Origin of the sequence: Micromonospora sonneratiae, assembly GCF_042679305.1 — a bacterium.
Lineage (GTDB): Bacteria > Actinomycetota > Actinomycetes > Mycobacteriales > Micromonosporaceae > Micromonospora_H > Micromonospora_H sonneratiae.
Map to the genome: position 1 here is coordinate 18,838 of NZ_JBHTMP010000023.1, position 24,296 is coordinate 43,133.

23 protein-coding genes are annotated in these 24,296 nt (G+C 69.9%); 15 read left to right on the plus strand and 8 right to left on the minus strand.

Annotated features, from left to right (window positions below; all coding sequences use genetic code 11):
• Both ACFQ4H_RS16400 and ACFQ4H_RS16405 read left to right on the plus strand, forming a co-directional pair.
• Positions 1 to 594, plus strand: a complete 594-nt coding sequence (locus ACFQ4H_RS16400) for a riboflavin synthase (RefSeq protein ID WP_377571834.1) — start codon at positions 1 to 3, stop codon at positions 592 to 594.
• Positions 594 to 1,292 (plus strand): nicotinamide mononucleotide transporter family protein, encoded by a 699-nt coding sequence (locus tag ACFQ4H_RS16405; RefSeq protein ID WP_377571835.1) that lies wholly within the window; start codon positions 594 to 596, stop codon positions 1,290 to 1,292. The genes ACFQ4H_RS16400 and ACFQ4H_RS16405 overlap by 1 nt, the downstream gene beginning before the upstream one ends.
• Here the strand turns inward: ACFQ4H_RS16405 and ACFQ4H_RS16410 are convergent.
• On the minus strand, positions 1,271 to 1,450 hold the full coding sequence (locus ACFQ4H_RS16410; protein ID WP_377571906.1) for a pentapeptide repeat-containing protein: 180 nt from the start codon (positions 1,448 to 1,450) through the stop codon (positions 1,271 to 1,273). The genes ACFQ4H_RS16405 and ACFQ4H_RS16410 overlap by 22 nt on opposite strands.
• Here ACFQ4H_RS16410 and ACFQ4H_RS16415 point away from each other — a divergent pair.
• The gene (locus tag ACFQ4H_RS16415; protein ID WP_377571907.1) at positions 1,430 to 2,644 is read left to right on the plus strand and encodes a bifunctional 3,4-dihydroxy-2-butanone-4-phosphate synthase/GTP cyclohydrolase II; all 1,215 of its coding nucleotides are present in this window, start codon (positions 1,430 to 1,432) and stop codon (positions 2,642 to 2,644) included. The two genes, ACFQ4H_RS16410 and ACFQ4H_RS16415, sit on opposite strands and share 21 nt — an antisense overlap.
• Positions 2,645 to 2,646: 2 nt before the next feature.
• Entirely contained in the window at positions 2,647 to 3,114 is a 468-nt protein-coding gene (gene ribH / locus ACFQ4H_RS16420) for a 6,7-dimethyl-8-ribityllumazine synthase (protein WP_377571836.1), read from the plus strand.
• A 404-nt stretch (positions 3,115 to 3,518) separates the two neighbouring features.
• On the opposite strand, the gene ACFQ4H_RS16425 is transcribed toward ribH, so the two are convergent.
• Together ACFQ4H_RS16425 and ACFQ4H_RS16430 are read right to left on the minus strand one after the other, a co-directional pair.
• Positions 3,519 to 3,698, minus strand: a complete 180-nt coding sequence (locus tag ACFQ4H_RS16425; RefSeq protein ID WP_377571837.1) for a hypothetical protein — start codon at positions 3,696 to 3,698, stop codon at positions 3,519 to 3,521.
• Positions 3,674 to 4,261 (minus strand): TrmB family transcriptional regulator, encoded by a 588-nt coding sequence (locus ACFQ4H_RS16430; RefSeq protein WP_377571838.1) that lies wholly within the window; start codon positions 4,259 to 4,261, stop codon positions 3,674 to 3,676. Before ACFQ4H_RS16430 ends, ACFQ4H_RS16425 begins: the two co-directional genes overlap by 25 nt.
• Before the next feature lie 168 nt (positions 4,262 to 4,429).
• On the opposite strand from ACFQ4H_RS16430, the gene ACFQ4H_RS16435 reads away from it, so the two are divergent.
• Positions 4,430 to 4,591: a hypothetical protein gene (locus ACFQ4H_RS16435; RefSeq protein WP_377571839.1), complete on the plus strand. Its 162-nt coding sequence runs from the start codon at positions 4,430 to 4,432 to the stop codon at positions 4,589 to 4,591.
• A gap of 239 nt (positions 4,592 to 4,830) precedes the next feature.
• Complete coding sequence (locus ACFQ4H_RS16440; RefSeq protein WP_377571840.1) at positions 4,831 to 6,483, plus strand: FAD-dependent oxidoreductase; 1,653 nt, start codon at positions 4,831 to 4,833, stop codon at positions 6,481 to 6,483.
• Positions 6,484 to 6,652: 169 nt separating this feature from the next.
• Here the strand turns inward: ACFQ4H_RS16440 and ACFQ4H_RS16445 are convergent, their stop codons facing one another.
• Complete coding sequence (locus ACFQ4H_RS16445) at positions 6,653 to 7,705, minus strand: hypothetical protein (protein ID WP_377571841.1); 1,053 nt, start codon at positions 7,703 to 7,705, stop codon at positions 6,653 to 6,655.
• A gap of 259 nt (positions 7,706 to 7,964) precedes the next feature.
• On the opposite strand from ACFQ4H_RS16445, the gene ACFQ4H_RS16450 reads away from it, so the two are divergent.
• From ACFQ4H_RS16450 to ACFQ4H_RS16475, 6 genes are all read left to right on the plus strand, one after another.
• Positions 7,965 to 8,084: a VOC family protein gene (locus ACFQ4H_RS16450; RefSeq protein WP_377571842.1), complete on the plus strand. Its 120-nt coding sequence runs from the start codon at positions 7,965 to 7,967 to the stop codon at positions 8,082 to 8,084.
• Between the two features lie 276 nt (positions 8,085 to 8,360).
• A complete protein-coding gene (locus tag ACFQ4H_RS16455) occupies positions 8,361 to 14,261 on the plus strand; it encodes a DUF4011 domain-containing protein (RefSeq protein WP_377571843.1) in 5,901 nt (1,966 codons plus the stop codon).
• A 393-nt stretch (positions 14,262 to 14,654) separates the two neighbouring features.
• Positions 14,655 to 16,031: a hypothetical protein gene (locus ACFQ4H_RS16460; RefSeq protein WP_377571844.1), complete on the plus strand. Its 1,377-nt coding sequence runs from the start codon at positions 14,655 to 14,657 to the stop codon at positions 16,029 to 16,031.
• Positions 16,032 to 16,242: 211 nt separating this feature from the next.
• Positions 16,243 to 16,563, plus strand: a complete 321-nt coding sequence (locus ACFQ4H_RS16465) for a DUF5713 family protein (protein WP_377571845.1) — start codon at positions 16,243 to 16,245, stop codon at positions 16,561 to 16,563.
• Between the two features lie 174 nt (positions 16,564 to 16,737).
• Positions 16,738 to 17,532 (plus strand): DUF2249 domain-containing protein, encoded by a 795-nt coding sequence (locus tag ACFQ4H_RS16470; RefSeq protein ID WP_377571846.1) that lies wholly within the window; start codon positions 16,738 to 16,740, stop codon positions 17,530 to 17,532.
• A 109-nt stretch (positions 17,533 to 17,641) separates the two neighbouring features.
• Positions 17,642 to 18,139, plus strand: coding sequence for a hemerythrin domain-containing protein (locus tag ACFQ4H_RS16475; protein ID WP_377571847.1), 498 nt, complete (start codon positions 17,642 to 17,644; stop codon positions 18,137 to 18,139).
• A gap of 191 nt (positions 18,140 to 18,330) precedes the next feature.
• On the opposite strand, the gene ACFQ4H_RS16480 is transcribed toward ACFQ4H_RS16475, so the two are convergent.
• Positions 18,331 to 19,047, minus strand: coding sequence for a Crp/Fnr family transcriptional regulator (locus ACFQ4H_RS16480; protein ID WP_377571848.1), 717 nt, complete (start codon positions 19,045 to 19,047; stop codon positions 18,331 to 18,333).
• A 234-nt stretch (positions 19,048 to 19,281) separates the two neighbouring features.
• On the opposite strand from ACFQ4H_RS16480, the gene ACFQ4H_RS16485 reads away from it, so the two are divergent.
• Together ACFQ4H_RS16485 and ACFQ4H_RS16490 are read left to right on the plus strand one after the other, a co-directional pair.
• Entirely contained in the window at positions 19,282 to 19,794 is a 513-nt protein-coding gene (locus tag ACFQ4H_RS16485) for an FBP domain-containing protein (RefSeq protein ID WP_377571908.1), read from the plus strand.
• Positions 19,794 to 20,354: a TetR family transcriptional regulator gene (locus tag ACFQ4H_RS16490; RefSeq protein ID WP_377571849.1), complete on the plus strand. Its 561-nt coding sequence runs from the start codon at positions 19,794 to 19,796 to the stop codon at positions 20,352 to 20,354. Before ACFQ4H_RS16485 ends, ACFQ4H_RS16490 begins: the two co-directional genes overlap by 1 nt.
• A 174-nt stretch (positions 20,355 to 20,528) precedes the next feature.
• On the opposite strand, the gene ACFQ4H_RS16495 is transcribed toward ACFQ4H_RS16490, so the two are convergent.
• The 3 genes from ACFQ4H_RS16495 to ACFQ4H_RS16505 form a co-directional block, all read right to left on the minus strand.
• Positions 20,529 to 20,876: a cupin domain-containing protein gene (locus ACFQ4H_RS16495; RefSeq protein ID WP_377571850.1), complete on the minus strand. Its 348-nt coding sequence runs from the start codon at positions 20,874 to 20,876 to the stop codon at positions 20,529 to 20,531.
• A 78-nt stretch (positions 20,877 to 20,954) separates the two neighbouring features.
• Positions 20,955 to 21,995, minus strand: a complete 1,041-nt coding sequence (locus ACFQ4H_RS16500; protein WP_377571851.1) for a cation diffusion facilitator family transporter — start codon at positions 21,993 to 21,995, stop codon at positions 20,955 to 20,957.
• Between the two features lie 73 nt (positions 21,996 to 22,068).
• Complete coding sequence (locus ACFQ4H_RS16505) at positions 22,069 to 23,466, minus strand: NnrS family protein (protein WP_377571852.1); 1,398 nt, start codon at positions 23,464 to 23,466, stop codon at positions 22,069 to 22,071.
• 363 nt (positions 23,467 to 23,829) lie between these two features.
• Here ACFQ4H_RS16505 and ACFQ4H_RS16510 point away from each other — a divergent pair, with 363 nt between their 5' ends.
• The gene (locus ACFQ4H_RS16510) at positions 23,830 to 24,195 is read left to right on the plus strand and encodes a hypothetical protein (RefSeq protein WP_377571853.1); all 366 of its coding nucleotides are present in this window, start codon (positions 23,830 to 23,832) and stop codon (positions 24,193 to 24,195) included.
• The last annotated feature ends 101 nt before the right edge of the window (positions 24,196 to 24,296 follow it).

Sequence of the window (24,296 nt, forward strand, 5' to 3'; positions counted from 1 at the left end):
ATGTTCACCGGAATCATCGAGGAACTGGGGTCGGTCGTCCGGCTGACCGACACCAGCGAGGACTCCGCCCTGCTGGCGGTACACGGGCCGGTCGTCACCTCCGACGCCCGCCACGGCGACTCCATCGCCGTCAACGGGGTCTGCCTGACCGTGGTCGACGTCGCCGACGGCACCTTCACCGCCGACGTCATGGGGGAGACGTTGCGCCGCTCGTCGCTGGGCGTGCTGCAACCGGGCGACCCGGTCAACCTGGAACGGGCCGCCACGCTGGGCAGCCGGCTCGGCGGACACCTCGTGCAGGGGCACGTGGACGCCGTCGGGAAGATCCTCAGCCGGGAACCCGCCGCCCAGTGGGAGACCGTCCGGTTCACCCTGCCGGGCCAGATCGCCCGGTACGTGGTGGAGAAGGGGTCGATCACGGTCGACGGGGTGTCGCTGACCGTCGCCGAGGTCACCGACGACAGCTTATCCGTCGGGCTGATCCCGACCACGCTCAAGCTCACCACCCTCGGCCACAAGGGCATCGGCGACCCGGTCAACCTGGAGGTCGACGTGCTGGCCAAGTACGTCGAGCGCCTGTTGGGAAACCGCTGATGGAACCGCTGTACTGGCTACTCGACGCCCGCCTGGAGGTGGCCGGCTCGACCGTGCTCTGGCGGGAGATCGTCGGCAACGGCTTCGGCCTGGCATCGGCGCTGCTCGGGCTACGTCGCGTCGTCTGGGCCTGGCCGGTCGGCATGTTCGGCAACGCGTTGCTGCTCACGGTCTTCCTCGGTGGGGTCTTCACCACCCCGCAGGCCCTCGACCTCTACGGCCAGGCCGGCCGGCAGGTCGCCTTCTTCACCGTCAGCGCCTACGGCTGGTGGCGCTGGTCGCGTACCCGACGGGCGGGCGCGGCACCGGAAGGCGCGGCGGTGGCGCCCCGCTGGGCCACCGGCCGGGAACGACTGGTGATGGTCGGCGTGACCGTACTGGCCATCGCACTGGCCTACCCGATCCTGCTGGCCCTAGGCTCGTGGGGACCCCTGCCGGATGCCTGGATCCTGGTCGGCAGCATGCTCGCCACGTACGGCATGGCCCGGGGTTGGGTGGAGTTCTGGCTGATCTGGATCGCCGTCGACGCTGTCGGCGTCCCACTGCTACTGGCCGGCGGGTTCTACCCCTCGGCCGCCATGTACGCCGTCTACGGCCTCTTCTGCGGATGGGGCTTCGTCAGCTGGCTGCGTACCTCGCGGGCGTCCCGGCGGGTACCCAGCCCCTCTCTGCCGAGTTACGCGGAGGCAGTCGCATGAGAATCGTGGAGAGCATGAACGGAGCCGGTGAGCCCGGTCCGGGCGAGGTTGGTTCGGGTGAGGTTGGTCCGGGCGAGGTTGGTCCGGGCGAGGTCGGTCCGGGTGAGGTTGGTTCCGGCCCGAGCCGGTTCGGCACCATCGAACAGGCCGTCGCCGATCTCGCCGCCGGTCGCGCCGTGGTGGTCGTCGACGACGCCGACCGGGAGAACGAAGGCGACCTGATCTTCGCCGCCGAACTCGCCACCCCCGAACTGCTGGCCTTCATGGTCCGCTACACCTCCGGCTACATCTGCGCGCCGCTGACCGAGGAGGACTGCGAGCGCCTCGAACTGCCGCCGATGTACCACACCAACCAGGACCGGCGGGGCACCGCGTACACGGTCACCGTCGACGCCCGGGAAGGCGTCAGCACCGGCATCTCCGCCGCCGACCGGGCGCACACCATCCGGCTGCTGGCCGACCCGGCGACCAGCCCCACCGACCTGGCCCGGCCGGGACACGTCGTACCGCTGCGGGCAAAGGCCGGCGGGGTGCTGCGCCGTCCCGGACACACCGAGGCCGCCATCGACCTGACCCGGCTGGCCGGACTGCGCCCGGCCGGTGTGCTCTGCGAACTGGTCAACGACGACGGCACCATGATGCGCCTGCCCGACCTGGAGAAGTTCAGCGCCGAGCACCAGTTGACGCTGATCACCATCGCCGACCTGATCGCCTACCGGCGGCGTACGGAGAAGCAGGTCGAGCAGGTTGCCGAGGCACGGCTGCCCACCCCGCACGGCGTCTTCCGGGCCTTCGGCTACCGCGCCGAACACGACCCGGCCGAACATGTCGCCCTGGTCTACGGCGACCTCGGCGACGGGCAGGACGTGCTGGTCCGCGTCCACTCCGAGTGCCTGACCGGGGACGTGTTCGGCTCACTGCGCTGCGACTGCGGCCCACAGCTCAACGCCGCCCTGGCCCGGGTCGCCGAGGAGGGGCGGGGCGTGGTCCTCTACGTACGCGGCCACGAGGGGCGGGGCATCGGCCTGCTGCACAAGCTCCAGGCGTACCAGTTGCAGGACCTCGGCCGGGACACGGTCGACGCCAACCTGGAACTGGGCCTGCCCGCCGACGCCCGCGACTACGGCACCGGCGCGCAGATCCTCTACGACCTGGGCGTGCGCTCGATGCGCCTGCTGACGAACAACCCGGCCAAGCGGGCCGGGTTGGAAGGCTACGGGCTGACCGTCGTGGGCCGTGAGGGCCTGCCGATCCGCCCACACCCGGAGAACGTGCGCTACCTGCGCACCAAGCGGGACCGGATGGGGCACCTGCTCGACGAACTGGACGAGGTCACGGAAGGACTGGCATAACGATGGCAGGTTTCGGAGAACCGGACACGTCCACGGTGGACGCCGCCGGGCTGACCGTCGGGGTGGTTGCCGCCCGCTGGCACGGTGAACTGACCGACCACATGCTCGACCGGGCGGTCGCCGCCGCCAAGGCCTGCGGTGTCGACGACGTGGTCACCGCCCGGGTGGCCGGCTCGGTCGAGCTTCCGGTGGTCGCCCAGGCGCTGGCCCGCCGCTGTGACGTGGTGGTGGCGCTCGGCGTCGTGGTCCGGGGAGCCACCGCCCACTTCGACTACGTCTGCAAGTCGGTGACCGAGGGGCTGACCCGGATCGCGCTGGACACCGGTAAGCCGGTCGCCCACGGCGTACTCACCGTCGACACCCTCGACCAGGCCCGGGACCGGGCCGGTCTGCCGGGCTCCGCCGAGGACAAGGGCTGGTCCGCCACCATCGCTGCCCTGGACGCCGCCCTCACCATCCGGGCCCTCTGAGCTGGACGCGCGGGAGCTTCCCCGCCTCCTCCGTTGATCATGAAGTTATAGCCCGGTTTGATCTCTGATTCCGGCTATAACTTCATGATCGACGGGGTTGACGGTCCAGCCCGAAGGCTGTGACGAACAACGACAGGGCAACGATCAGGCACCCTGTTGCAGCGGTCGGCACGGCGAGCGGACCACCGAAGGTCAACGCGAATACGGTGACCAGCTGCCCGCTTGCCGCAACGGAGACCCGCAGGTCAGCGGCGATCTCGGGCAGGATTCCCGCGACGATCGTGTCATCGGTGCCGAAGGAGAGTGCCAGCAGGAACAGGGCAGCCAGAGACCTGCATCCCGTACGAACCGGCGCAGCCCGACCCGCGGGGGACTTGCCTGCCAGCTGCCTAACTGGCGTCGAGCTAACCGGCGTCGAGCCAACCCAGGCGGGCCGCCTGGAAGCCCAGTTGCATCCGGGTCTGCACCTGCGCCAGGTCCATCAGGCTACGCACCCGACGTTGGACGGTACGCAGCGACGTTTCCAGATGGGTGGCGACGGCGTGGTCGGTGAGGCCGGTCAGCAGCAGGCTGACGATCTGCACGTCCAGGTCGTCGACCTGACCACCGGCAACCTCCGAGATGGTGTCCGCCGAGGTGACGACCCGGGTCGCCCTGGCCCACTCCCCCGGGCCAGGGCCGCGTGTTCGGCCACGTTCTCGGCCGAACTGATCGCCGTCACGGGTGCCTTGACGAAGCTCATGACCTCTTCGCGGGCACCGAGTTGTAGCTGCCCGAACCGCTCACGGATGGCCTCCACGCCGTGTACGACGTCGACGACGTCCGCCACCCCACGGCTGAGGGTGGCCGTCCGGTAGATCTCGTCGAGTGAGTCGATCTCGAGTTCGGCCAGCTTGATCTCGTTCTGCCGTTGGATCGGCAGCGCCCGCAGTGCCGCCGCCGGTGGGGAGGCGACGAACCGGGTGGTGTCGCCGAGACTGCGGGCGGTGAGGCCCCTGTCTTCGAGCAGGCTGAGCCTGCGTGCGACCTCGCTGGTGTCGCCGCCGACGAGGCCGGCGAGTTCGGCGGGGGTGGCGGAGGCGACCGAGATCAGGGCGCGGTAGGCGTCCGACTCCTCAGGGGACAGTCCCAACACGTCCGACAGCATGACGTTTCCGCCTGTGATTCGGCGTACCAGTGTGGCGGGTTTGTGCCATGGAAGGAAGCCGCCGTCTCGGATTTGTTGGCATCCCTGGCGAAGCGCCCGAGTGTCTGCCGTACCCATGGATGTCTCTGGCCGAGAGGTGCCCTGGGCCACGAAGATCGCGAAGCCTGGTTGCCGCTGGCCGCTGCCGCGACCCTGAGCGCCGTACCGGTCGTGCCCGCCGCCGCAGCACCCAGCGAGCTGCGCCAACAGAACACGGCCGACGCCACCACCATCACGACCGACAGCGCCACCCTCATCGCCGGCGAGGTCGTGACGGTGACCGGGGCGTAAGTCGGGCACCGAGGTCGCCACCATCGGCCAGAACACCGGTTCGACCGGCGGTGTCCAGCTCCGGACCGTCGGCGGCAACCACTACGTCATCCCCGCGAGGTCCTGGTTCCAGGCGGTCCAGGTGACCGTGCCGGCGGTCTCGCCGGACGGCGAATTCGGGACTTTCGGCCCGGCGGCCCATATACCCCAGGGGGTAATCTCGCCTTGGCGGTGACAGGGCCGCCCGGACGCGAGGGGGCATGGTGAGGACGATCGTGGTTGGCGGGGTGGCCGGTGGCATGTCGGCGGCGACCAGGCTGCGCCGACTGGCATCCGGGGCCGAGATCGTGGTGCTGGAGCGGGGGCCGGAGGTCTCGTACGCCAACTGCGGGCTGCCGTACTACGCCGGCGGCGTGATCGAGCGCCGCGACGACCTGCTGCTGCAGACCCCGCAGAGCCTGCATACCCGGTTCGGGCTCGACGTGCGGGTGCGCACCGAGGTTCTGGCGATCGACCGGGAGACCCGTCGGCTGCGGGTGCGTGACCTGGTTACCGGCCGGGAGTACGACGAGGGCTACGACCATCTGGTGCTCAGCCCGGGCGCCGCACCGGTCGTGCCGGAGTTGCCTGGCGTCGAGCGGGCGTTGACGCTGCGCACTGTCGCCGAGGCCGACCGGCTCGCTGCCGCCGTGCGTGGCGGCGCCCGCACGGCGGTCGTCGTCGGCGGCGGGTTCATCGGCCTGGAAGTCGCGGAGAACCTGGCCCGCCGGGGCCTCACCGTCGCCGTCGTCGAGCGCGACGCCCAGGTGCTGGCGCCGCTCGACCCCGAGATGGCCGCGCCGGTCCATGCCGAACTGGCCGCGAACGGCGTGGCCCTGCACCTCGGTGCCACGGTGACAAAGGTCCTCGCCGACGTGGTCGAACTGCACGACGGCCGGCTGCTCGACGCAGACCTGGTGCTGCTGGCCATCGGCGTACGGCCGGAGACCGACCTGGCCAGCGGCGCCGGCCTCAAGCTCGGTCCGCGCGGCGGGATCGCCGTCGACGAGACCATGCGCACCAGTGACCCGCACATCTATGCGGTCGGTGACGCCGTGGAGAAGGTGGACCGGGTGGGCGGTGCGCCGTCGCTGATCCCGCTGGCGAACTCCGCCAACCGGCAGGGGCGGCTGGCCGCCGACGCCATTGCCGGGCTCCCGGTGCGGCTGGGTGGGCGTATCGGTACGGCGATCGTGCAGGTCTTCGGCCTGACAGTCGCCACCACCGGCGCGAACGAGAAGCGGCTACGCGCCGCCGGACGGCCCTACCGGGTGATCCACACCCATCCAGCATCACACGCGGGCTACTACCCGGGCGCCGAGCCGATGTCGCTCAAGCTCCTTCTCGATCCGGACGACGCAACCCTCCTCGGGGCGCAGGCGGTCGGCGGCGCGGGCGTCGACAAACGTATCGACGTGCTCGCCACCGCTCTGTACGCGGGCCTGCGCGCCGACGAACTGGCGGACCTGGAACTGGGGTACGCCCCGGCGTTCGGGTCGGCCAAGGATCCGGTGAACATGCTCGGCTACATCGCCGGCAACCAGTTGTCCGACGGCGAGCAGAGCATCCAGTGGCACGAGGTGGCAGCTGCGGTCGAGGCCGGCGCCGCGCTGCTCGACGTGCGCACCGCGGCCGAGTACGCGGCTGGCCATCTGCCGGGAGCGATCAGCCTGCCGTTGGACGAACTGCGCGAGCGGATGGCCGAGGTGCCCGACCGGGCCCTGATCGTGTATTGCCAGGTCGGCCAGCGCGGACACACGGCCACCGCGCTGCTCACCGGCCACGGCTACCGGGTGCACAACCTCGACGGCGGCTACCGCACCTGGAAGGCGGGCACGGCCAGCGTGCAGTCCGCCAGGCCAGGAGCCGCCTGATCAGTCGGCTCCCTGGTTGGTGCCGGTACGGGTCTTCTCGCCAGCCAGTGGCTCGAACGGCTGGCCGCCGCGCTCGAACCGGTGCGGGGCGGTGGCCGGCGTCGACTTCCGAAGTCGAGGACTTCCGAAGTCGGGGACTACTGAAGTCGAGGACTACTGAAGTCGAGGACTACTGAAGGTCGAGCCGGAACGGGATGTCCGGACACCGTGGACAGATGAAGATCCGCAGCGCGCCCCAGCGTCCGACGGTGACCCCGGTCGGCTCCTGAAGCGCGAGCCGGTCCGGGTGCGCCCCGTCCACGTCCCGTTCCTCGACCGGGCACCACCGGTCCCGGGTTCCGCCGTCGTACTCGGACGAGTCGATGACGAGTGCCAGTGTGGTCGGACCGGCGCAACGTGGGCACGGTGTGGGGAGCAGGTCGGTGACGTTCCACTTGGCATACCCGCCGACCTTCCAGCCGGGGGCCATGAAGGTGTCGACGTAGTCTTCGTCTCTGTCCTCGTCCTCCTCCTCCCAGTCGTCCACCTGTGCGCGGAGGTGGTTCGGCAGCTCCTCCGGGTACGGGTATTCGACGATCTGCTCGGGGTGCAGTCGGCAGGGACGGGGCAGGTATCCGTCGTTGCCGACATCGCCGGTCGGCGGATCGGCGAGGATCTCGGTCACCTCCGCCTCGCGTCGCCACCGCAGGTGTAGGCGAGGGCCGTGCAGGGAGGTCTCGTCGTGGTCGAACGGGCACCACAACACCTGGAGCAGGTCGGCACCGCCGGGGCGGGGCAGATCAGGCACGTCCACGGCCCGCAGCTGGGCCAGCGCCACCATCGGATTGGGGCGAGGATGTGGCTTCGGGCGGTACCGGTAGCCGACGACCGGCCCGCCGTTGACCGAGCCCCAGCCGCTGAAGCCCGGACCGACCAGCCGGGCGATTTTGTCGTGTACCTCGGCCTCGCCCTCGGCCAGCACATGCCGGACGGTACGACGGGCCTGCGCATCGTGTAGCCGGGCCACCAGTTCGGCCGGGAGCGGCACCTCCTCCCGGGCGGTGTACGGGGTGTCGCACGTGGGCCACGGCTCGTCCACCGGCCAGCGCAGCGGCCCACCGACATGACTGTCCCGGGCGGTGACCGTCCCCGGTCGTGGATGCAGTCGGGTGGCGGTCCGGCCGAGTTTCGCCAGCCCGGGGAAGCGGGCGAGGGCATCGGACGGGACCGGCGATGTGATCACCGGGCAATGGTAGTCACCGGCTGGGACAGGACCGTGCCGCGCCAGACCGGATCCGCTGATCAGCGCCGCCTCAACGGTCGTACTGTGGCAGGGGTGACCGTGCCTACCGATGCGCTGCTCGGGTGCTCCCGGCGGCACCTGAGCAGTACGGTTCGTACCGAGTTCGGGGTGACGCCGAAGGAGTGCCAACGGCTCGTCCGCTTCGAGTCTGCCCGGGGCCGGCTCGTGGCCGCCGCCAGGGCCGGAGAAGTCGGTCTGCATGGTCACCCACGGTGCCGAGGTGGTCGTGCCGATCGAGAACCGGCCCTATGGCAAGCGCTCGGGCCGCATCCGTGACCCGTTCGGCCACTTGTGGATCATCACCGGCGCGCTCCGCTGAGCCGACCCACGCCACGGTCGTGGGGGGGGGGGGGGGGGGGGGGGGCCGGGGCCCACGACACACCACTTGCTGACCTTTGGGCGACCAGGTGCGGGGCTGCGGAGGACACCAGGGGTAGCAGTTCGTCGAACCGCTCAGCGAGCTGGGCGAGATCGGTCCCATGTGGGTGGTCGAACCGGATGCGGCCCGGTCGGATGGCAGGTCGGACCCGAGCCGAGGAACGTTCGTCCCCACTCCGTAAGCTGACGATCTCCACTCCGGCTCTTGGAGAAACCCTTGCCCGACAATGTGTTTGAGCAGTTCACGACCGACGACGGGCAGCTCGCGGTCGAACTGCTCGTGCAGCCGGCCATCACCTACGCCCTGGTACGCAACCGGGTGCCGCTGGTCCGTCACCTGTCGCTGACCAACCTCGGCGAAGCCCCGCTCTCCGGGATGGTGCTGACGCTCGAACTGCGCAGCGCGCATGGGGAACTGACCGAGTCGTGGCGGCGTACCGTCACCGGGGTGCTCCGGCCCGGCGCGACCATGGGCTGGGACTACTTCGCGGACCTCGCCCCGGATCCGGAACAGTTGAGCCGAATCGACGAGGCGTTCCCGGTCGACTACCGGTTGACGGTGCACCGCCCCGGCCGCCCCGACCTGCGTCTGTCGGCACCGTCGTCGGTGCTGGCACACGACGAATGGTTCAACAGCCCGGCGCTGTACGACACCCTGGCCGCGTTCGTGCAGCCCGACACCAGGGCGGTCGCCGCGATCCTCCAGACCGCGGCGCAGATCCTGCTCCGGCGTACCAACTCCAGCGCGTTGCAGGGCTACCAGGCCGGACCCGAACGGGCCGCACACATCGCCGGCGCGGTCTACGAGGCACTGCGCCACCTGGGCATCGCCGCCCGGCCGCTGCCCGCACCGTTCGAGAACACCCGACAGAAGGTACGCACCACCGCCACTGTCCTCACCGGACGGATCGGCACCGGTCTCGACCTGGCGACGACGTACTCCGCGTGTCTGGCGGCGGCCGGACTGCACCCGTTGATCTGGATCGCCCGGGGACACGTCTTCGCCGGATTCCTGCTCGACGAGGAGCGGCTGGGCTCGGTGACCGTGACCGAACCCGGCCTGCTGGTCTCGATGGTCGAATCCGGTCGGGCGGTGCCGGTGGAGCTGTCCCGGATCGGGGGCGGCGGGCAGCCGGCGAGCTTCCCGGAGGCGGTGCAGGCCGGGCTCGAACACTTCCGTGACCAGGCCGCCCGGGACCTGCGGGGGGTCGTCGACATCCGGTTGGCACACCGTTCCGGTGTCCGCCCGCTGCCGTCGACGGACACGGCGCAGACACCGCCGCCGACCGCCGGGGACGCCCTCGGTGCCGAGTCGATCGATCTGCCGCTCGGCGGAGCGCGTACGAAGCTGCACCGCAGCGCCGCCGACGGAGACGACGCACCACCGCAGTCGGACACGTCACCGGCGCGCGTGCAGCGGTGGAAGAAGACACTGCTCGACCTCAGTCTGCGCAATCCGCTGCTCAACCTGCCCACCCGGGGCCGGGGACTGGAACTCCACGTGCCCGTCGGAGCGCTCGCCCTGCTAGACGACCTCATCCACGACGGCAGGCAGCTGGAGATCGCCTCGCAGGACGCGGTCGGCCACCTGGCGGACCGGGGTGGTGCCCGGCGGGTGCAGGAACTCGACCCCGAGGTCCTCACCCGGGAACTGCGCACCAGCCACCGCCTCTACGGGGCGGTCACCGAGGCGCGCTACACCGACACCATGCGGGAGCTGCAGCGCGAGGCCCGCACGATGGAACAGGAGACCGGAGGAAACTATCTCTACCTGACCATCGGCACCCTCGTGCACCCGAAGACCACCGGTGGAGAGGCCCACGCACCGTTGTTCCTGCTGCCGGTACGCATCGAAGGCGGCACCGGGCGGCGTCCGTACGGGATCGTCATCGACGGTTCCGAGGTCGCCACCCCGAACTACTGCCTGATCGAATGGTTGCGGGTCAAGCACGGCGTACGGATCGCGGAACTGGAGCAGCCGGCGCTCGACGAGCGGGGCATCGACATCCCCCGGACCCTGGCCGCCATCAAGACCAGGCTCATCGACAACCGGCTCGACTACCGCATCGACGAGGCGGCGAACCTGCGCCTGTTGCAGTTCTCCACCTTCCAGATGTGGCGTGACCTCACCGACCACTGGCCGGTCTTCATGGAGAACCCGGTCGTCCGGCACCTGGTCGAGTCCTTTGGCGACTCGTTCGACGACCCGGCCCGCGCCGCCGGCGACGCCGAGGTGGACGAGGCGCAGCTGCACCTGCCCATCCCGGCGGACGGATCGCAGATGCAGGCGATCGTCATGGCCGAGCGGGGCCAGTCGTTCATCCTCGAAGGACCGCCCGGCAGCGGCAAGTCGCAGACCATCACCAACATGATCGCCAAGGCGGTGGCCGAGGGCCACTCGGTCCTCTTCGTCGCCGAGAAGCAGGCGGCGCTGGAGGTCGCCAAGCGCCGTCTCAACCAGATCGGCCTCGGCCCGTTCGCCCTCGACCTGCACGGCCGCAAGCAGTCGATCAACGCCATCCGGGAGCAGCTGCGGGAGGCGTTGGACCAGCGGGAGACCGGCGACGAGAACGCCTGGGCAGCTGTCGAGACCGCCTACCGTACGCGGCTCGTCCCGCTGGCCCGCTACCCGGAGCAGGTGCACGCCGAGAACGCCGCCGGCCGGTCGCTCTGGTCGGCGTACGAACAGGTCCTTGCGTACGGCGACGGGCCGACCGCGCCCATCCCGGTGTCCTACCTGGCCGCTCCGCAGGCCGTACGGGCACAGGTCGAGGAGACCCTGCGGGAGTTTCCCACCGCCGCCCACGCGGCCCGGCTGCGACCGGACCATCCGTGGGCGCTGAGCGGCTGCCGGGACCTGACCGGCCTGCACGTCGAGGCGGTCACCCAGATCGCCGCCGAGTTGGAGGCCAGCCGTGCCGAACTCGCCGCCGAGCCTCAGCTGATGTCACTGCTGCGGGACCTGCCCGGCCCCGAGGCGATCCGTGACCTCACGCCCGCCGCCTGGCTGGCCGTACGGGGCCTGCTGCCCGACTGGGACACCACCCAGCAGGCGGCCAACCGTGGCTGGGACGAGGCGGTCAGCCGGTTGCGGACCGAGCTGGCGCAGTACCAGCACAACTACGAGGGCGAGCTGACCACCTTCCGGCCCGAGGTCATGCGCGTCGGTGAACTGGAGGCGTGGTACGCCGAGGCGCAGGCGACGACCAGGCGGTTGTTCGGCAAGGCGAGACGTCGCCGGGCCATCACCGAACGACTGGCCGGCTACCTCCAGCCGTTGACCGCGATCGACCCCGAGCAGGTCGAACTGATCCTGAGCCGCCTGGTGGCGGCGCAGGCGCACGCCGACGCGCTGCTCCAGCAGTTGGCCGTGGCCGGCGGCCTGTGGCTGCCGACCGACTGGCACCCGGCCGACCCGGACGCCGAGGTGCAGCTGTACGAGGCGGTGCAGGCGACCCAGGCCAGCCGGGACCTGCTGGCGACCCACCCGGCAGCCTGGGAACTGTTCCACAACAGCCTCGGCGAGTCGGGGGCGATCCTGCTGGACCAGGTCGCCGCACGGTGGCGTGCCTGGCAGGGCGTACTGCGCACCGGGACCGCCGAGCTGGACCTCTGGGCCGGTGGGTCGTCCTGGCTCGACGCGTGGCAACGCGACGGCGCGACCTGGCTGCACGAGCTGCGAACCGAGGCGTTGTTTCCGCTCCACCGCTGGGCCGACCTGCTCGTCCACGGCGACGTGCTGGCCGCCGCCGGTCTCGGCGACTACCGCGCCCGGTTGCTGACCGGGCAGGTCGACCCGCAGCAGGTCGAGGAGGCGTACCAGCGGGGGATCGCCACGGCGTCGCTGCCCGAGCGACTCCGGGTCGGCGGGCTCCAGGACTTCGACCCGGACCAGCACGACGAGCACATCGTCCAGTTCGAGTCGGCCGCCCGGGAGTTGCGTACGGCGCTACCGCAGCGGCTGCCGTCGGTGCTCGTACGCCGCCGTCCCTTCGACCCGACCGACCAGCGGGGCCGGTTCACCGACTTCGTGACCGAGTTGCGTCGCAAGCGCGGCGGCAAGACGTTCCGCGAGCTGTTCGAGGCGTACCCGGACCTGGTGCTGGCACTCACCCCCTGCGTGCTGGTCAGCCCGGCGTCGGCCGCGAACTTCCTCGCGCCCGGAGCGCACCGTTTCGACCTGGTCATCTTTGACGAGGCGTCCCAGATCCGGGTGGCCGAGGCGGTCGGGGCGATGGGCCGGGGACGGGCAGTCGTGATCGTCGGTGACTCCCGGCAGATGCCGCCGACGACGGTGATGCAGGCCGCCCACGGTGTCGAGGAGCAGGTGGAGGAGAACGGGCCGGTACCCGAGGACCTGGAGAGCATCCTCACCGAGGCGGTCGAGTCCGGGCTGCCGCAACGTTGGCTGTCCTGGCACTACCGCAGCCACGACGAATCGCTGATCGCCTTCTCCAACCGTTACTACTACGACAGCCAACTCTCCAGCCTGCCGTCTCCCGGAGTCGACGGCTCGGCCGGCATCCGCTGGCACCGGGTCGACGGCCACTTCGACCGGGGAGCCACCCGTACCAACGAGGTGGAGGCCCGGGCGATCGTGGCGGAGGTCGGCCGCCGGTTGCGTGACCCGGCCACCGCCGACCAGTCGATCGGCGTGGTGACCTGCAACATCCAGCAACGGAACCTGATCCTCAACCTGCTGGAGGAGAGCAGCGATCCGCTGGTCCGCAAGCACCTGTCCGCCGTCGCCGAGCCCATCTTCGTCAAGAACCTGGAGAACGTGCAGGGTGACGAGCGGGACGTGGTCCTGTTCTCGCTGGCGTTCTCACCGCACCCGGAGACCGGCCAGCTGCCGCTCAACTTCGGCCCGTTGAGTCAGGCCGGTGGGGAGCGGCGGTTGAATGTCGCCATCACCCGGGCCCGGCGACAGGTGGCGCTGTTCGCCTCGTTCGACCCCGGTCACATCGACCTGGCCCGGACCACCGCGGTCGGCACCCAACACCTGCGGGCGTACTGCGAACTGGCCGCCGCCGGCACCGACCGGCTCGGTGACCTGGCCAGCGGCCGGACGGACCGGTCGAGCCGGGTACGCGACGAGGTCGCCGAGGCGATCCGGGCCCGTGGGTACGAGGTCACCACCGCCCACGGGTTGTCCGATTTCACCGTCGACATCGCCGTACGGGCCCCCGGGGCGGAACGTTGGCAGGTGGCGATCATGCTCGACGGTCCGGAGTGGAGTCGCCGGCACACGGTCGTCGACCGGGACTCGGCACCCGACCTGCTGCGTACCATCATGGGCTGGTCGCAGGTGGTCCGGTTCTGGCTGCCGACCTGGATCCTCGACCGTGACGCCCTGCTCGACCGGATCGGGGCGGCCGTGGCCACCGCAGCCGCCGTCGAGGCAGCGGCCCGGACCGATGCGGAACCGGCCGCCGGAGCAGTGGTCACCGGAGCAGCGGCCATCGGAGCAGCGGCTGAGGTGGTGATGGAACCCGGTGCCGAGCCGGTGGCCGCGATCGACGACGAGGCACCGCCGGAGGGTGACGGCGGAGCATGGGTGCGACCGTTCGTGCCGTACCTGCCGACCGTGCTCGGCACCCAGGCCGACATCGGCGCGGCCGGCGTCGAGCAGGGCGCCCAGCCGACGGTCCGTAAGGCGCTCTGGGAGATCCTCGCCGCCGAGGGGCCGATCGAGCAGCACCGACTGGCTCGGCTGACGCTGGCCCGGTTCGAGTACACCCGGGTCCGGGCGGATCGCCGGGCCGCGGTGCTGGCGCTGGTCGACCCCGAACTCGTACGGGAGCATCCGGAGGTCGGCACCTTCGTGTGGCCGACCGGCGTCAACCCGCTCACCTGGCGGGGCATCCGGGTCACCCAGGTCAGCACCGACCGGGCGATCGGCGAGGTGCCGCCGGAGGAGGTCGCGAACGCCCTGGTGCACGTCGTACGGTCCACGCCGCTCGACGAGGACCAGCTTCTCCGGTCGGCCCTGGAACTGCTCGGCTACCGCCGCCGGACGGAGAAGAGCGACAGGCACCTGCGGTACGGGCTGCGCATCGCCGAGATGAGTGGCCGGATCCAGCACACCGCCGACGGCCGGTACACGGTGGCGGGCTGACCGGCCCGGTTCTCGACGATCATGCCGATGACGCCGCAGCACGGGTCTCGTGCGCCCGTTATCGGCAGGAACGCGTCGATAGCGAGTTGATTGCCAATGGCGGGTAGGCCGACCCGACATGTGCCTGTCGGGAGTCGATAACCGCAATCCACCGTATCGTGTGCTTTATTCACACTAGGCCTGCTTCCTCCGGGTAGTCGCCCTACCGTGGCCACCAGCGGGCGACGATCCGTCGCCCTCCGCGCCCATGTCGGCGTGGTCAAGCCTTGGGTAGGGCAGGAGAACTTGATGTCCAGGTTTCACAGGGGTCAGGAGGATTCCGAAAGGCCTCCGGTACAACGAACGAGACGACGCTGGTTCCCAGCCGGCGGACTGGTCGCCAGAAGCGTGGCCATGGGAGCGGCCGGGCTCGGCATCGTCTCGATGGTCGGTGGCAGCCACGCCCTGGGCGGTCCGGGCCTGGGGCAACTGACCTCGATCGCCGCGAATGGCGGTGCCGAACAGGCTGGCCAGAAGGACCGGGAACCGGCCCCGGAGGACCAGCCCGGAGCACACGCGCCCGCGACGGCAGACCCGACCGACGGAACCGGTGGGGACAAGGACGGAACCGGTGGGGACAGGGCGGAGACCCCCAGGACGTCCGAGGCGACCGCCGTACCGTGCAATTCGAGCGAACTGGTCTCCGCCCTGGTCCGCGCCAACAACGAGGGTGGCGGCAACATCGCGCTGGCGGCCGGCTGCACGTACACGCTGGCCAAGCCCGACCAGAGCGACGCCGAGTCCGGCCTGCCGGTGATCTACCACCCGATCACCATCAACGGTGCGGGCGCGACCATCAGCCGGAGCACCGACGCTGCGGTGTTCCGGTTCTTCACCGTTCGCGGCGGAGGCGAGCTGAAGTTGGTCGACCTCACCCTCACCAACGGGCGTGCCGCAAACGGCGGAAGCATTCAGGTAGACCACGACGCCACCGCCGCCGTCGAGCGGGTCACCATCACCCAGAGCACCGCGCTCGCCGCGGAAGGGGGCGGTGGCGCCATCTTCAACGACGGCCACATGACCGTGGTCGACAGCAAGTTCCACGACAATCAGGCGGCCGGTGCGTCAGGCAAGGGTGGGGCCATCCTCAACGGGGGCGTCTTCACCATGGCCGATTCCGAGTTCACCAACAACAGCGCCAACGCGTTCGGTGGTGGCTTCGCCAACTTCCAGGGCGCGGCCGATGTCGCCACCACCGCCTTCACCTACAACAACGCGACCGAGGGTGGCGGCATTGCCAGCGTCAACGCCCGGACCAAGGTCTGGGACACCGACGTCATCCGCAACTTCGCCAAGGTCGGTGGCGGCATCCTCAACCGGGACGCGGTGATCACCCTGCGCAACCTGACGGTGCACCGGAACACGTCGACCACGAACGGCGGCGGCATCGCCACCGTCAACGGCCTCGTCGCGGCCGACGACAGCTTCATCGAGGAGAACACCGGGCGCGGGAACGGTGCCGGCATCTTCGCAGAGAAGTCGACCCTTCTCGTACGGGGAACCGAGGTGAACCGCAACAGTGGGGTCGGGGCGCTCTCGAAGGGCGGCGGCATCCACGCCGAGAAGGGTCAGGTCTCGGTGTTCAAGAGCAGGCTGACCGAGAACAACTCCACCGCGAAGCCGGGCGGCTTCTTCGCGAAGGACGCCAAGACCAAGATCGACGGTAGGTCGTCCATCACCAAGAACCGGCCCGTCAACTGCGGGAACGGCATCGAGCACTGCTCCGACTGACCAGCGGCACCAACGCCGGAGGATATGGGACCGAAAACCGACAGGGGGCGTGACCGCCATGGTCACGCCCCCTGCGGGCGTATCCGCCACCGTGGGACGTCGTCGGGCCGGCACCGGTGGCGCGTCGACCGGCAGTGTCAGAGGTGGCCGGCAGGATGACGGCTCGGCTCCCAGACAGGAGGAGAATCCGGTGCCGGTCAGGAACCAGCAGGTGGCAGCGTATGCATTCCTACAGGAGATGTACGAGGACGCGTACTTCCCCGATCACCTGGTCGACAAGGGCAGGGCGATCCTGCTGCGGCTCTGTGAACGGATCGAGGCCGAGCAACCACCGGACCTGACCACGCTCTACGCGCTCACCGAGGTGGCCACGGAGGAGTTCAACGCCCTGGAGACGGAGTTCGACGCGGCCGGTAGTGAGATCGAAACCGTGGCCCGGGAGGAGATCGGTGCAGGCTTCCACTTCGTGGCGACGGCGTACGGCTTCACCGAGGCCGACCCGGAGAAGCTGATCGCCGTACGGAACTGGTGACAGGACGGGGACACCCGCTGCCCGCCACTTCCACCAGGCAGCAGGCGGCAGTCGAACCGGGCGAACGGTGCCGGGACGTGTCGTTCGTCTCTCCGGGCGAGCTGTCGCCATGGATCTTACGAGGACTATCGTTTATAACGTCAGACGGTAGTGAAAACTCGGAAGAGGCAAGCCATGTCACAGTCAGATGCCGACCGCCGCGCCGCCGCAGCGGTGGTGGCCCACCACACCCAGCTGTCCACCGATCTGGCCGGCCATGTGGCGGCGCTGCGCGACGCCGCAACGGGCCAGGAGGCAGGCTCGGTATGGCCGCAGCAGCGGCAGGTTCTGCTGAGCTGGCTGCGCGAGGAGTTGGTGCCGCACGCCGCCGCCGAAGAGGCCGGCCTCTACCCCGCCGCCGCCGAGCAGCCCGGCGGACGACTGCTGGTCGACGGGATGCTCGTCGAGCACCAGGCGATCACCGCCCTGGTAGCCGAGATCGAGGCAGCGGGGACCCCGGTGGATGCCGCCGCAGCGGCGCGGGCGCTGGCCGCGCTTTTCGAGGTGCACCTGGCGAAGGAAAACAACCTGATCCTGCCGCTGCTGCTCGACGCGCCGCAGGTGTCGCTGGCCGACCTGTTGGAGGGCATGCACGAGATGCTCGGAGCCGACGAGGCCGCCGGTGGCGGGTGTGGTTGCGGCGGGTGCGGCTGCTCGCAGGGTTCGGCTGACGCGCCGGCACCGGTGCTGGCCGTCGACGCGCGCCTGGACGTACGGAGCCTGCCGCACGCCGAGCGGCACGCCCGGGTGCTGGCCGCAATCGGTGCGCTGCCTGCCGACGGAGCGCTGGTGCTGGTCGCCCCGCACGCCCCACGGCCGCTGCTGGCCGAGATCGACGCCCGCTACCCCGGGCAGATCGACACGCAGTGGCTGCAGGAAGGCCCCGACGTGTGGCAGATCCGGCTGCACCGCCAGCCGGCCACCGTCTGACCGGTAACCCCCTTTGGATCGCTGTATCCACCTCATCGAATAGGCAGCCGGCGGGCGTGTCGAACGCGCCCGCCCCTGTTCGGAAAACGCTGCCAGAAGGATTCTGATCATGTGTAACTACTGCGGCTGCCGGGACTTCCCGCTCATCGCCCGGCTCACCGAGGAGCATGAGAAGATCAGCAACGCCGCCGGGCGACTCCGCCGGGCGATCACCCACGGCGAGGCCGACCCCGTCACGGCCCTGGACGAGCTGCTTACGCTGCTCATGCCGCACACCAGCCTCGAGGAGACCGGCCTGTTCGTCGAGCTTCGAGTCGAGGGCAGCCTCGCCGAGGCAGTCGACAAGCTGTGTGCCGAGCACGACGACATCCACGGCGTGCTCGGCGCGGTCGACCGGGCCGCACCGGACTGGCCGGCGGTGCTCGCCGCACTGGACCGGCTGCACCGGCACATCGACAACGAGGAGCACGGCCTCTTCCCCGCCTCGATCATCGCGCTGCCGATCGAGGCGTGGGACCGGGTAACCGCCGAAGGTCCGCACGACGGGCACTGCCATGATCACGAGGCACACGACCACGGCCATCCACACCCGGGGGCACGCGTATAGCTGCCCGGCGGCGGCGCGCTGACCCGGTGCCCCAGAGCCCGCCGCGATCACTCGTCCGCCTACGGAACTCCAGCTGGCTGGCACCGTCCGAGCAGGTCAGGGCCGCATCGACAGCCGAGTTGACCGCAGCGACGCTCCACGCGACCAGCCGCTGCGGTGCCGCCAGCGAGATGCTGGCGGCCTCGGCCCGGTCAGCCGGGCTCGCCGGTCGCCGCCGGTGCGGAGCCCTGCTGAACAGCGCCGGCCCTGGCCTCGATGGCCGTACGGTCGCGGATCGCGACCCACCGCCGTCCCGAGTCGATGATCCCCAACCGTCGCCATCGGCTCAGTGTCCGGCTCACCGACTCGGTTGTGGCCCCGCTCATGCCGGCGAGATCCGCTCGGGTGAGCGGAAGCTGCAGCAGGGTGCCCTCCCGCTGTACGTGGCCGGCGCGGTCGGCGAGGGCGAGTAGCGTACCGGCGAGTCGTCGTTCGACGCTGTCTCCGCTGAGCCGCGTGATCACCCGTCTCGCCTCGGCCAGCCGCTGTGCCAGCATCGGGATCAGCTCGAGCGCGACCTGCGGGTACGTGCGGAGAATCTGATCGAGATCCTCCGGGGAGATGGCCAACGCACAGGAGACGGTGAGCGCCTCGGCCGTGTCCTCGTACGTCTGCTGGCCGAGCGAGGGCAGCGCGCCGAAGTGCTCGCCCGGCAGGACCATGTCCACGACCACGTCACCGCCGCCCGGTCGAGGGCGGGTGATCTTCACGCGACCAGAGGCGAGGATGTACAGGCTGCGCGCCGGAGTTCCGGCGCGGTAGATGGCGGTGCCCTCCCCGTATCCACGGGCCACCGCGCGCGCGTCCACGCCTTCCAACTCTTCGGTGGACAACCGGCCGAAGAACGGAACCCGGCGTAGTACCTCCATCCGCATCGGCCTGGGACAGGGGTGCGGTTCCGGGCACGCCCGCGACAGAGGCGTGTGGCGGCGCGTGGCACACATGATCCCTCTTTCTCCCGGTCGCCTACCAACCGGATTGCCCGTCAAGACGATACGCAGACCGCTGCGACGGGATGAACCGAGTGGACGAGGATTTTGTACCGTGTTACAACTTGTAGCCATGTACAGAAATGATCGGGAGGGGGAGAACTCGTGCGGGTCATGACCCGGGACGAGGTGCGCGGTGCCATCGCCAACCTGGACCCGGCCGAGAGCAAGGTGCGTCTGCCAGCCTGGTTCGACAGGGTTGTGTGGGACAAACTCGACTATCTCGGGTGGCGAGACCCCCGAGCACCGATGCGGGCCTACCTGGTCACCGACATCGACGGTACGGCGTCGGGCGTGGTACTCCGCCAGAGTCCGAGCCGGGCTGAGCACGACAGGCGAGCGGTCATGTGCGCCCTGTGTCAGTTCATGCGCCGCTTCAACGAGGTTGCCCTCTTCGCCGCACCACGCCCCTCCACCGACAAGCGCCAGCGGCTGAGCACGCTCGGCATCCTCCTGTGCACCGACCTCGACTGCGCCACGAAGGTGCACAGTGCGCCCGTCACCGGACCACTCGACCCACCGGTCGACGAGATCATCCAGGCGCGCAGGGAGGGGCTGCGGGCGCGTACCGTCGCGTTCCTACGCTCGGTGTCCAGCACCCGGCAAACCGTACGAGGGAGGGGATGATGGCGTACCTGGCACGGGCGGAGCGGCGTCGCTCGATCGTCGAGGCGGCGGCTGCCGTGGTCAGGCGGGACGGCCTGAGCGCGGTGACGGCCCGGATCGTGGCAGACGAACTCGGTGGGTCGCAGGGGCAGATCCACCACCACTTCGCCTCGACCGAGGAACTCGCCGCAGAGGCCTGGCGGCACTACGCCGAGCAAGAGATCGACGCGTACGAGCACAGCGTCGTCGGCCGCAACGCGTACGACGCGCTCGTGCTCTTCTTCGCCGACCTGGTGAACGCCGACGGAGACGGGCGCGCGCTTGCGCGGTGGGCTGAGACGGGCGCACACGCGCAGCTACGCCCCCTCATCGCGAGGAGCTACGTCGAGACACTCGCCCGGCTGACCGACGTCCTTGCCCTGGTCCTGGACGGGGACTCCGACAGTGCGTCGGCGCGGGCGGCTGCCGGGCGAATTCTCATGCTCGGGGTCGGGCTCGCCGGGCTCACCCGCATCACCGAGGACCCACCCGTGCCGGCCCGTGAGGTCATGCTGTCGGCGATCCGAGCAGAGACGAGCTGACGCGGCCCGATACCCGTCCCTTGTCGGCGCGGTGCCGCGCAGCTTTGCGGCCTGCCGCCGAGATGGGGGTACCGACCCACGGGCAGCAATGGCGAGCCCACAAAGCCATTACCGACGACGACAGCATCCACGAGCGCGGTACCAAGCCCGGGCACCGAGGACCCTCGTTGACACTTACGAGGTCTGTCGTGGATCGAGCATCGTCAACAGCATCCGGCTGGGCTCCAGGGCCAGCACGGCGTGCGGCAGCCGCGTACCAAAATGGATCACCCCGCCGGGACGAAGCTCCACCTGGCGCCCGGCCGCGGTCACCAGCAGCCGCCCGTCGAGCACCTGTACGAGCGTGGGGACAGCGGCGGTGTGCTCGGTTAACTCCTGGCCCTCGTCGAACGAGAAGAGGACCAGCCGTGTGCCTTCGGCCTTGAGCACGGTGCGCGAGACGGTGCTGTCCGGCGCGATGTCCACCAGGGAGGCGACATCGGCGAGGTCGGTCATCACGAGGTTTTCGGCACGGTCGTTCACCTGCGGATTCCTTTCAGATTGGTGATGGCGGCGTTCGGGGTGCCACGAAGATGGTTCTGCACCCCGTAACGCACGTGGTCATTGTGCGAGTTGGGCGAGCCGGTCCCGGCGCTGTTGGGACAGGTCGGCGTGGTGATGCGCGCCCGGGTAACAGGCGGGGTCGGTGTGCACGGTGGCACCGGCCAGTCTCGGTATGGCCGTCATGAGTTGGTGCTCGGCGTCGGCGGCCACCTCGTGCGCGGCCAGCAACGTCAGGTCGGCGTCGACGACGAGGTCGGCCTCGGCGTGCAGGTGGTGGCCGATCCACCGCATCCGTACGGCGGTTACGTCGCGTACCCCGGCGACGGCCTGCAGTGCCGCCTCGGCCTGGTCGACGAGCGCCGGGTCGACGGCGTCCATCAGCCGCCGGTACACCTCGCGGGTCGCGTCCTTGAGCGTGAAGGTCATCGCCACGGCGATGGCGAGTCCTACGACCGGGTCGCTCCAGCTCCAACCGGCCCAGGCACCCGCTGCGGCGGCGATGACGGCCAGCGACGTGAACCCGTCGGCGCGGGCGTGCAGGCCGTCGGCGACCAGCGCGGCCGAACCGATCCGCCGGCCCACCCGGATTCGGTACCGGGCAACCAGTTCGTTGCCGATGAAACCGACAACTCCCGCAAGGGCCACGTACGGCAGATGGGTGACCTCTGCCGGGTGGAGCAGGCGGTTGACCGCTGTCCACCCGGCCAGGACGACAGAACTGGCGATGGCTACCACGATGACGATTCCGGCGAGGTCTTCGGCCCGGCCGTAGCCGTAGGTGTAGGAGCGGGTCGCGGCCCGCCGGCCGATGAGAAAGGCGATGCCCAGGGGTACGGCGGTCAGCGCGTCTGCGACGTTGTGCAACGAGTCGCCGAGCAGCGCCACGGAGCCGGACAGCACCACGATGACCGCCTGAACGACGGCGGTCACCCCCATACCGAGCAGGGAGACCCACAGTGCCCGCATGCCTTCGCGCGAGGACTCCAGCGCGGAGTGGACCTGGTCCGCGGTGTCCGGTGAGTGTCCGGCGACCCGGTGCCACAGCCGGTTCCACCACCGGTCGTCGTGTTCGTGCACCTGGACTCCCTCCTGCTTCACGTACGGCCATCGTGGGTGGTGGCGCGAGTCGCCTGCATGACCTAGGTCAATTAGCAGGCAATGGTGACCGGCGTCACAGCGCTGCGGAAGCCATGGGCGGCCGAGCCACGACCAGGGCTCCGGACCGGTCGCGTCCGTGCACCACCGGCCGGTGCATCAGTCGCAGCATCTCCGCACCCCACCAGGCCAGGCCGGTGAGTTCGAACAGACCGCTGACGCCGACCACCGCGAAGAAGACCGGATGCCAGTCGGTGAGGGTCTGCAGCGAGACCCGTAGCAGGCAGCCGGTGTTGACCAGCAGGAACGGGCCCATGAGCGACCCGAGCGACCTCGGGGGTATGCCGCGGAGGGTGGGTACCACGCGGGCCGACACGCCCATGATCATCAACGAGATGAAGCCCACGGTAATGGCGTGCCGGATCGCCCCGTAGTAGGCGTGGCTGAAGGGTATGCCGCTGACCATCTGGTACATGGGCATCAGCGGCAGCATCACCAGGGAGACCGCCAGCCACCCGTACGCGGCCCGGATGAACTTGCCGGACCGGTGGTCTGCCCGGGGCAGCCGGCGCCACAGCCGCCAGGGCCAAACCATGATTGCGGTGCCGACGGCGAGCATCAGCCACGGCACCATGAGCAGCGCGGCCACCCGGTGGTCGTCGACCCACCGGTACCACACGAACACCACGACTTCGCCGACGATGGCGAGGTTGATGAGGACCAGCGCCGTCCAGACCCGGCGGTTCGACGTGCGGGCCACCCCGAACAACTGCGGCAGCAGGTGGCTGGAGAGGCCGAGGATCATCAACAGCCCGAGCCCGTGGATCTGGAGGTCACGCAGTGGGGCCTGGTAGGTGGCGATGTACCAGAGCATCTCTTCGTGGCTGCCGGCGGTCATCGTCATCCAGGTGTGCCAGAGGGCGAAGGCGGCCTGGCCGACGAGCCAGACGAGCGCTGAGCCGACGAAGCCGACGAAGCCCGGGCGCACCACTCGGCCGCTGCGCCGGTACGTGATCGCTAGCTGCACCGCGAAGGTGACGGTCGCGGCCAACGTCAGCGCGTGTCCGAGCACGGCCAGGATGATGGTCCACGTCGCCGTCGTGCCCCGGCCGGCCACGCCCAGACCGGTGGTGGCGAGCAGCAGGCCGGCCAGCGTGACCCCGAAGACGGCCATCGCCAGGCGAGGAGCGACCAGCTTCGTACGCATGATCCTCGGCAACCCCTGGTAGCCGAAGCCCATGATGAACAGCCCGACCCAGCCGGTGATCTGGGCGTACCCGTGTGCGTTGATCTCGTGGATCGATACGCCGGTGAAGCGTTCGGCGAACCCGATCCGCCACAGGATGAGCACCCCCCAGCTGGCGCCGACGGTCAGGACGGAGAGGATCGCGGCGGTGAAGAACGGCCGATGGACGGTGCGGGCCTGTTCCTTACCGATATGGAGGTCGACTCGCAGGGGCCCGGTCGTCGTCATGGTCACCTTCCGTGGATCGTGCACTCCCGTCGACCCTGCGTCGGCAACACCCTGGCCAGTAGGGCCGAAGGTCCCGCTGGGCAACGGCGCGGCCAGTGACCCTGGCCCCAACGGGCAGGCGTTGCGACCACCCCTGGAAACCGCCCGATCATCACCGCAGACACACCACCCTCGCCGGCCAATCTTCCGCCAGCCGCATCCCCAACCTCACGGGGCGGAACACCTGTTCGCGCCCGGGACGATGATCATCCGACCGACCGCCCAGGTCCGCGCAGTGCTCGGGCGGGTGTCCACCGAGACCGACGTGCCGTCTACGCCATCTACACCACGCCCTGGGTAGCGGCCCGCGGGCGGAATTCGGCTGTGCTCGCGGCGTCGGTTAAGCCGGCTGGGCGTAGTTGCGGGCGTTCGTACCAGGGCGGCGGCGACCCGGTTGCCATCGGCGACGGCGCGAACACCGCGCGGGAGCTATTCGACCTGCCGGGCAGGGACGCGACACCGACCAACCGGGACCAGTTCAACGTGCCGAGGACGCTGGTGCGCAACGGCTACGACCAGCAGGCGCTCGCTGGGCTGGCAAACGTAGTCTCATTCGACGTCGGCCAGGGGCACGTCACCACCGGTGGTGAGAACACCTTCCGGAGTTGGCTCCGATCCGCGTTCCCAATCCTCTACAACTCGATCTACCACGGCCCGTCCGAACCGGCCGACGCACCACGGTTCGGCTGATCGTCCTAGACGATGCGCTAAGGACACGTGTCGAGAGGCAGTATGCAATGGTGGCTACCCGTCGGTCGACATCGGCCGCACCCTCCACGTCGCTCATCTAT

Bases quoted from the DNA above. Each gene is read 5' to 3' on its own strand.
- ACFQ4H_RS16450 (WP_377571842.1), top strand. From the start codon at position 7,965: ATGGTCACCCACGGTGCCGAGGTGGTCGTGCCGATCGAGAACCGGCCC.
- ACFQ4H_RS16440 (WP_377571840.1), top strand. From the start codon at position 4,831: ATGGTGAGGACGATCGTGGTTGGCGGGGTGGCCGGTGGCATGTCGGCG.
- ACFQ4H_RS16470 (WP_377571846.1), top strand. From the start codon at position 16,738: ATGTCACAGTCAGATGCCGACCGCCGCGCCGCCGCAGCGGTGGTGGCC.
- ACFQ4H_RS16400 (WP_377571834.1), top strand. From the start codon at position 1: ATGTTCACCGGAATCATCGAGGAACTGGGGTCGGTCGTCCGGCTGACC.
- ACFQ4H_RS16475 (WP_377571847.1), top strand. From the start codon at position 17,642: ATGTGTAACTACTGCGGCTGCCGGGACTTCCCGCTCATCGCCCGGCTC.
- ACFQ4H_RS16490 (WP_377571849.1), top strand. From the start codon at position 19,794: ATGGCGTACCTGGCACGGGCGGAGCGGCGTCGCTCGATCGTCGAGGCG.
- ACFQ4H_RS16460 (WP_377571844.1), top strand. From the start codon at position 14,655: ATGGGAGCGGCCGGGCTCGGCATCGTCTCGATGGTCGGTGGCAGCCAC.
- ACFQ4H_RS16405 (WP_377571835.1), top strand. From the start codon at position 594: ATGGAACCGCTGTACTGGCTACTCGACGCCCGCCTGGAGGTGGCCGGC.
- ACFQ4H_RS16430 (WP_377571838.1), bottom strand. From the start codon at position 4,261: ATGCTGTCGGACGTGTTGGGACTGTCCCCTGAGGAGTCGGACGCCTAC.
- ribH (WP_377571836.1), top strand. From the start codon at position 2,647: ATGGCAGGTTTCGGAGAACCGGACACGTCCACGGTGGACGCCGCCGGG.
- ACFQ4H_RS16505 (WP_377571852.1), bottom strand. From the start codon at position 23,466: ATGACGACGACCGGGCCCCTGCGAGTCGACCTCCATATCGGTAAGGAA.
- ACFQ4H_RS16480 (WP_377571848.1), bottom strand. From the start codon at position 19,047: ATGGAGGTACTACGCCGGGTTCCGTTCTTCGGCCGGTTGTCCACCGAA.
- ACFQ4H_RS16485 (WP_377571908.1), top strand. From the start codon at position 19,282: ATGACCCGGGACGAGGTGCGCGGTGCCATCGCCAACCTGGACCCGGCC.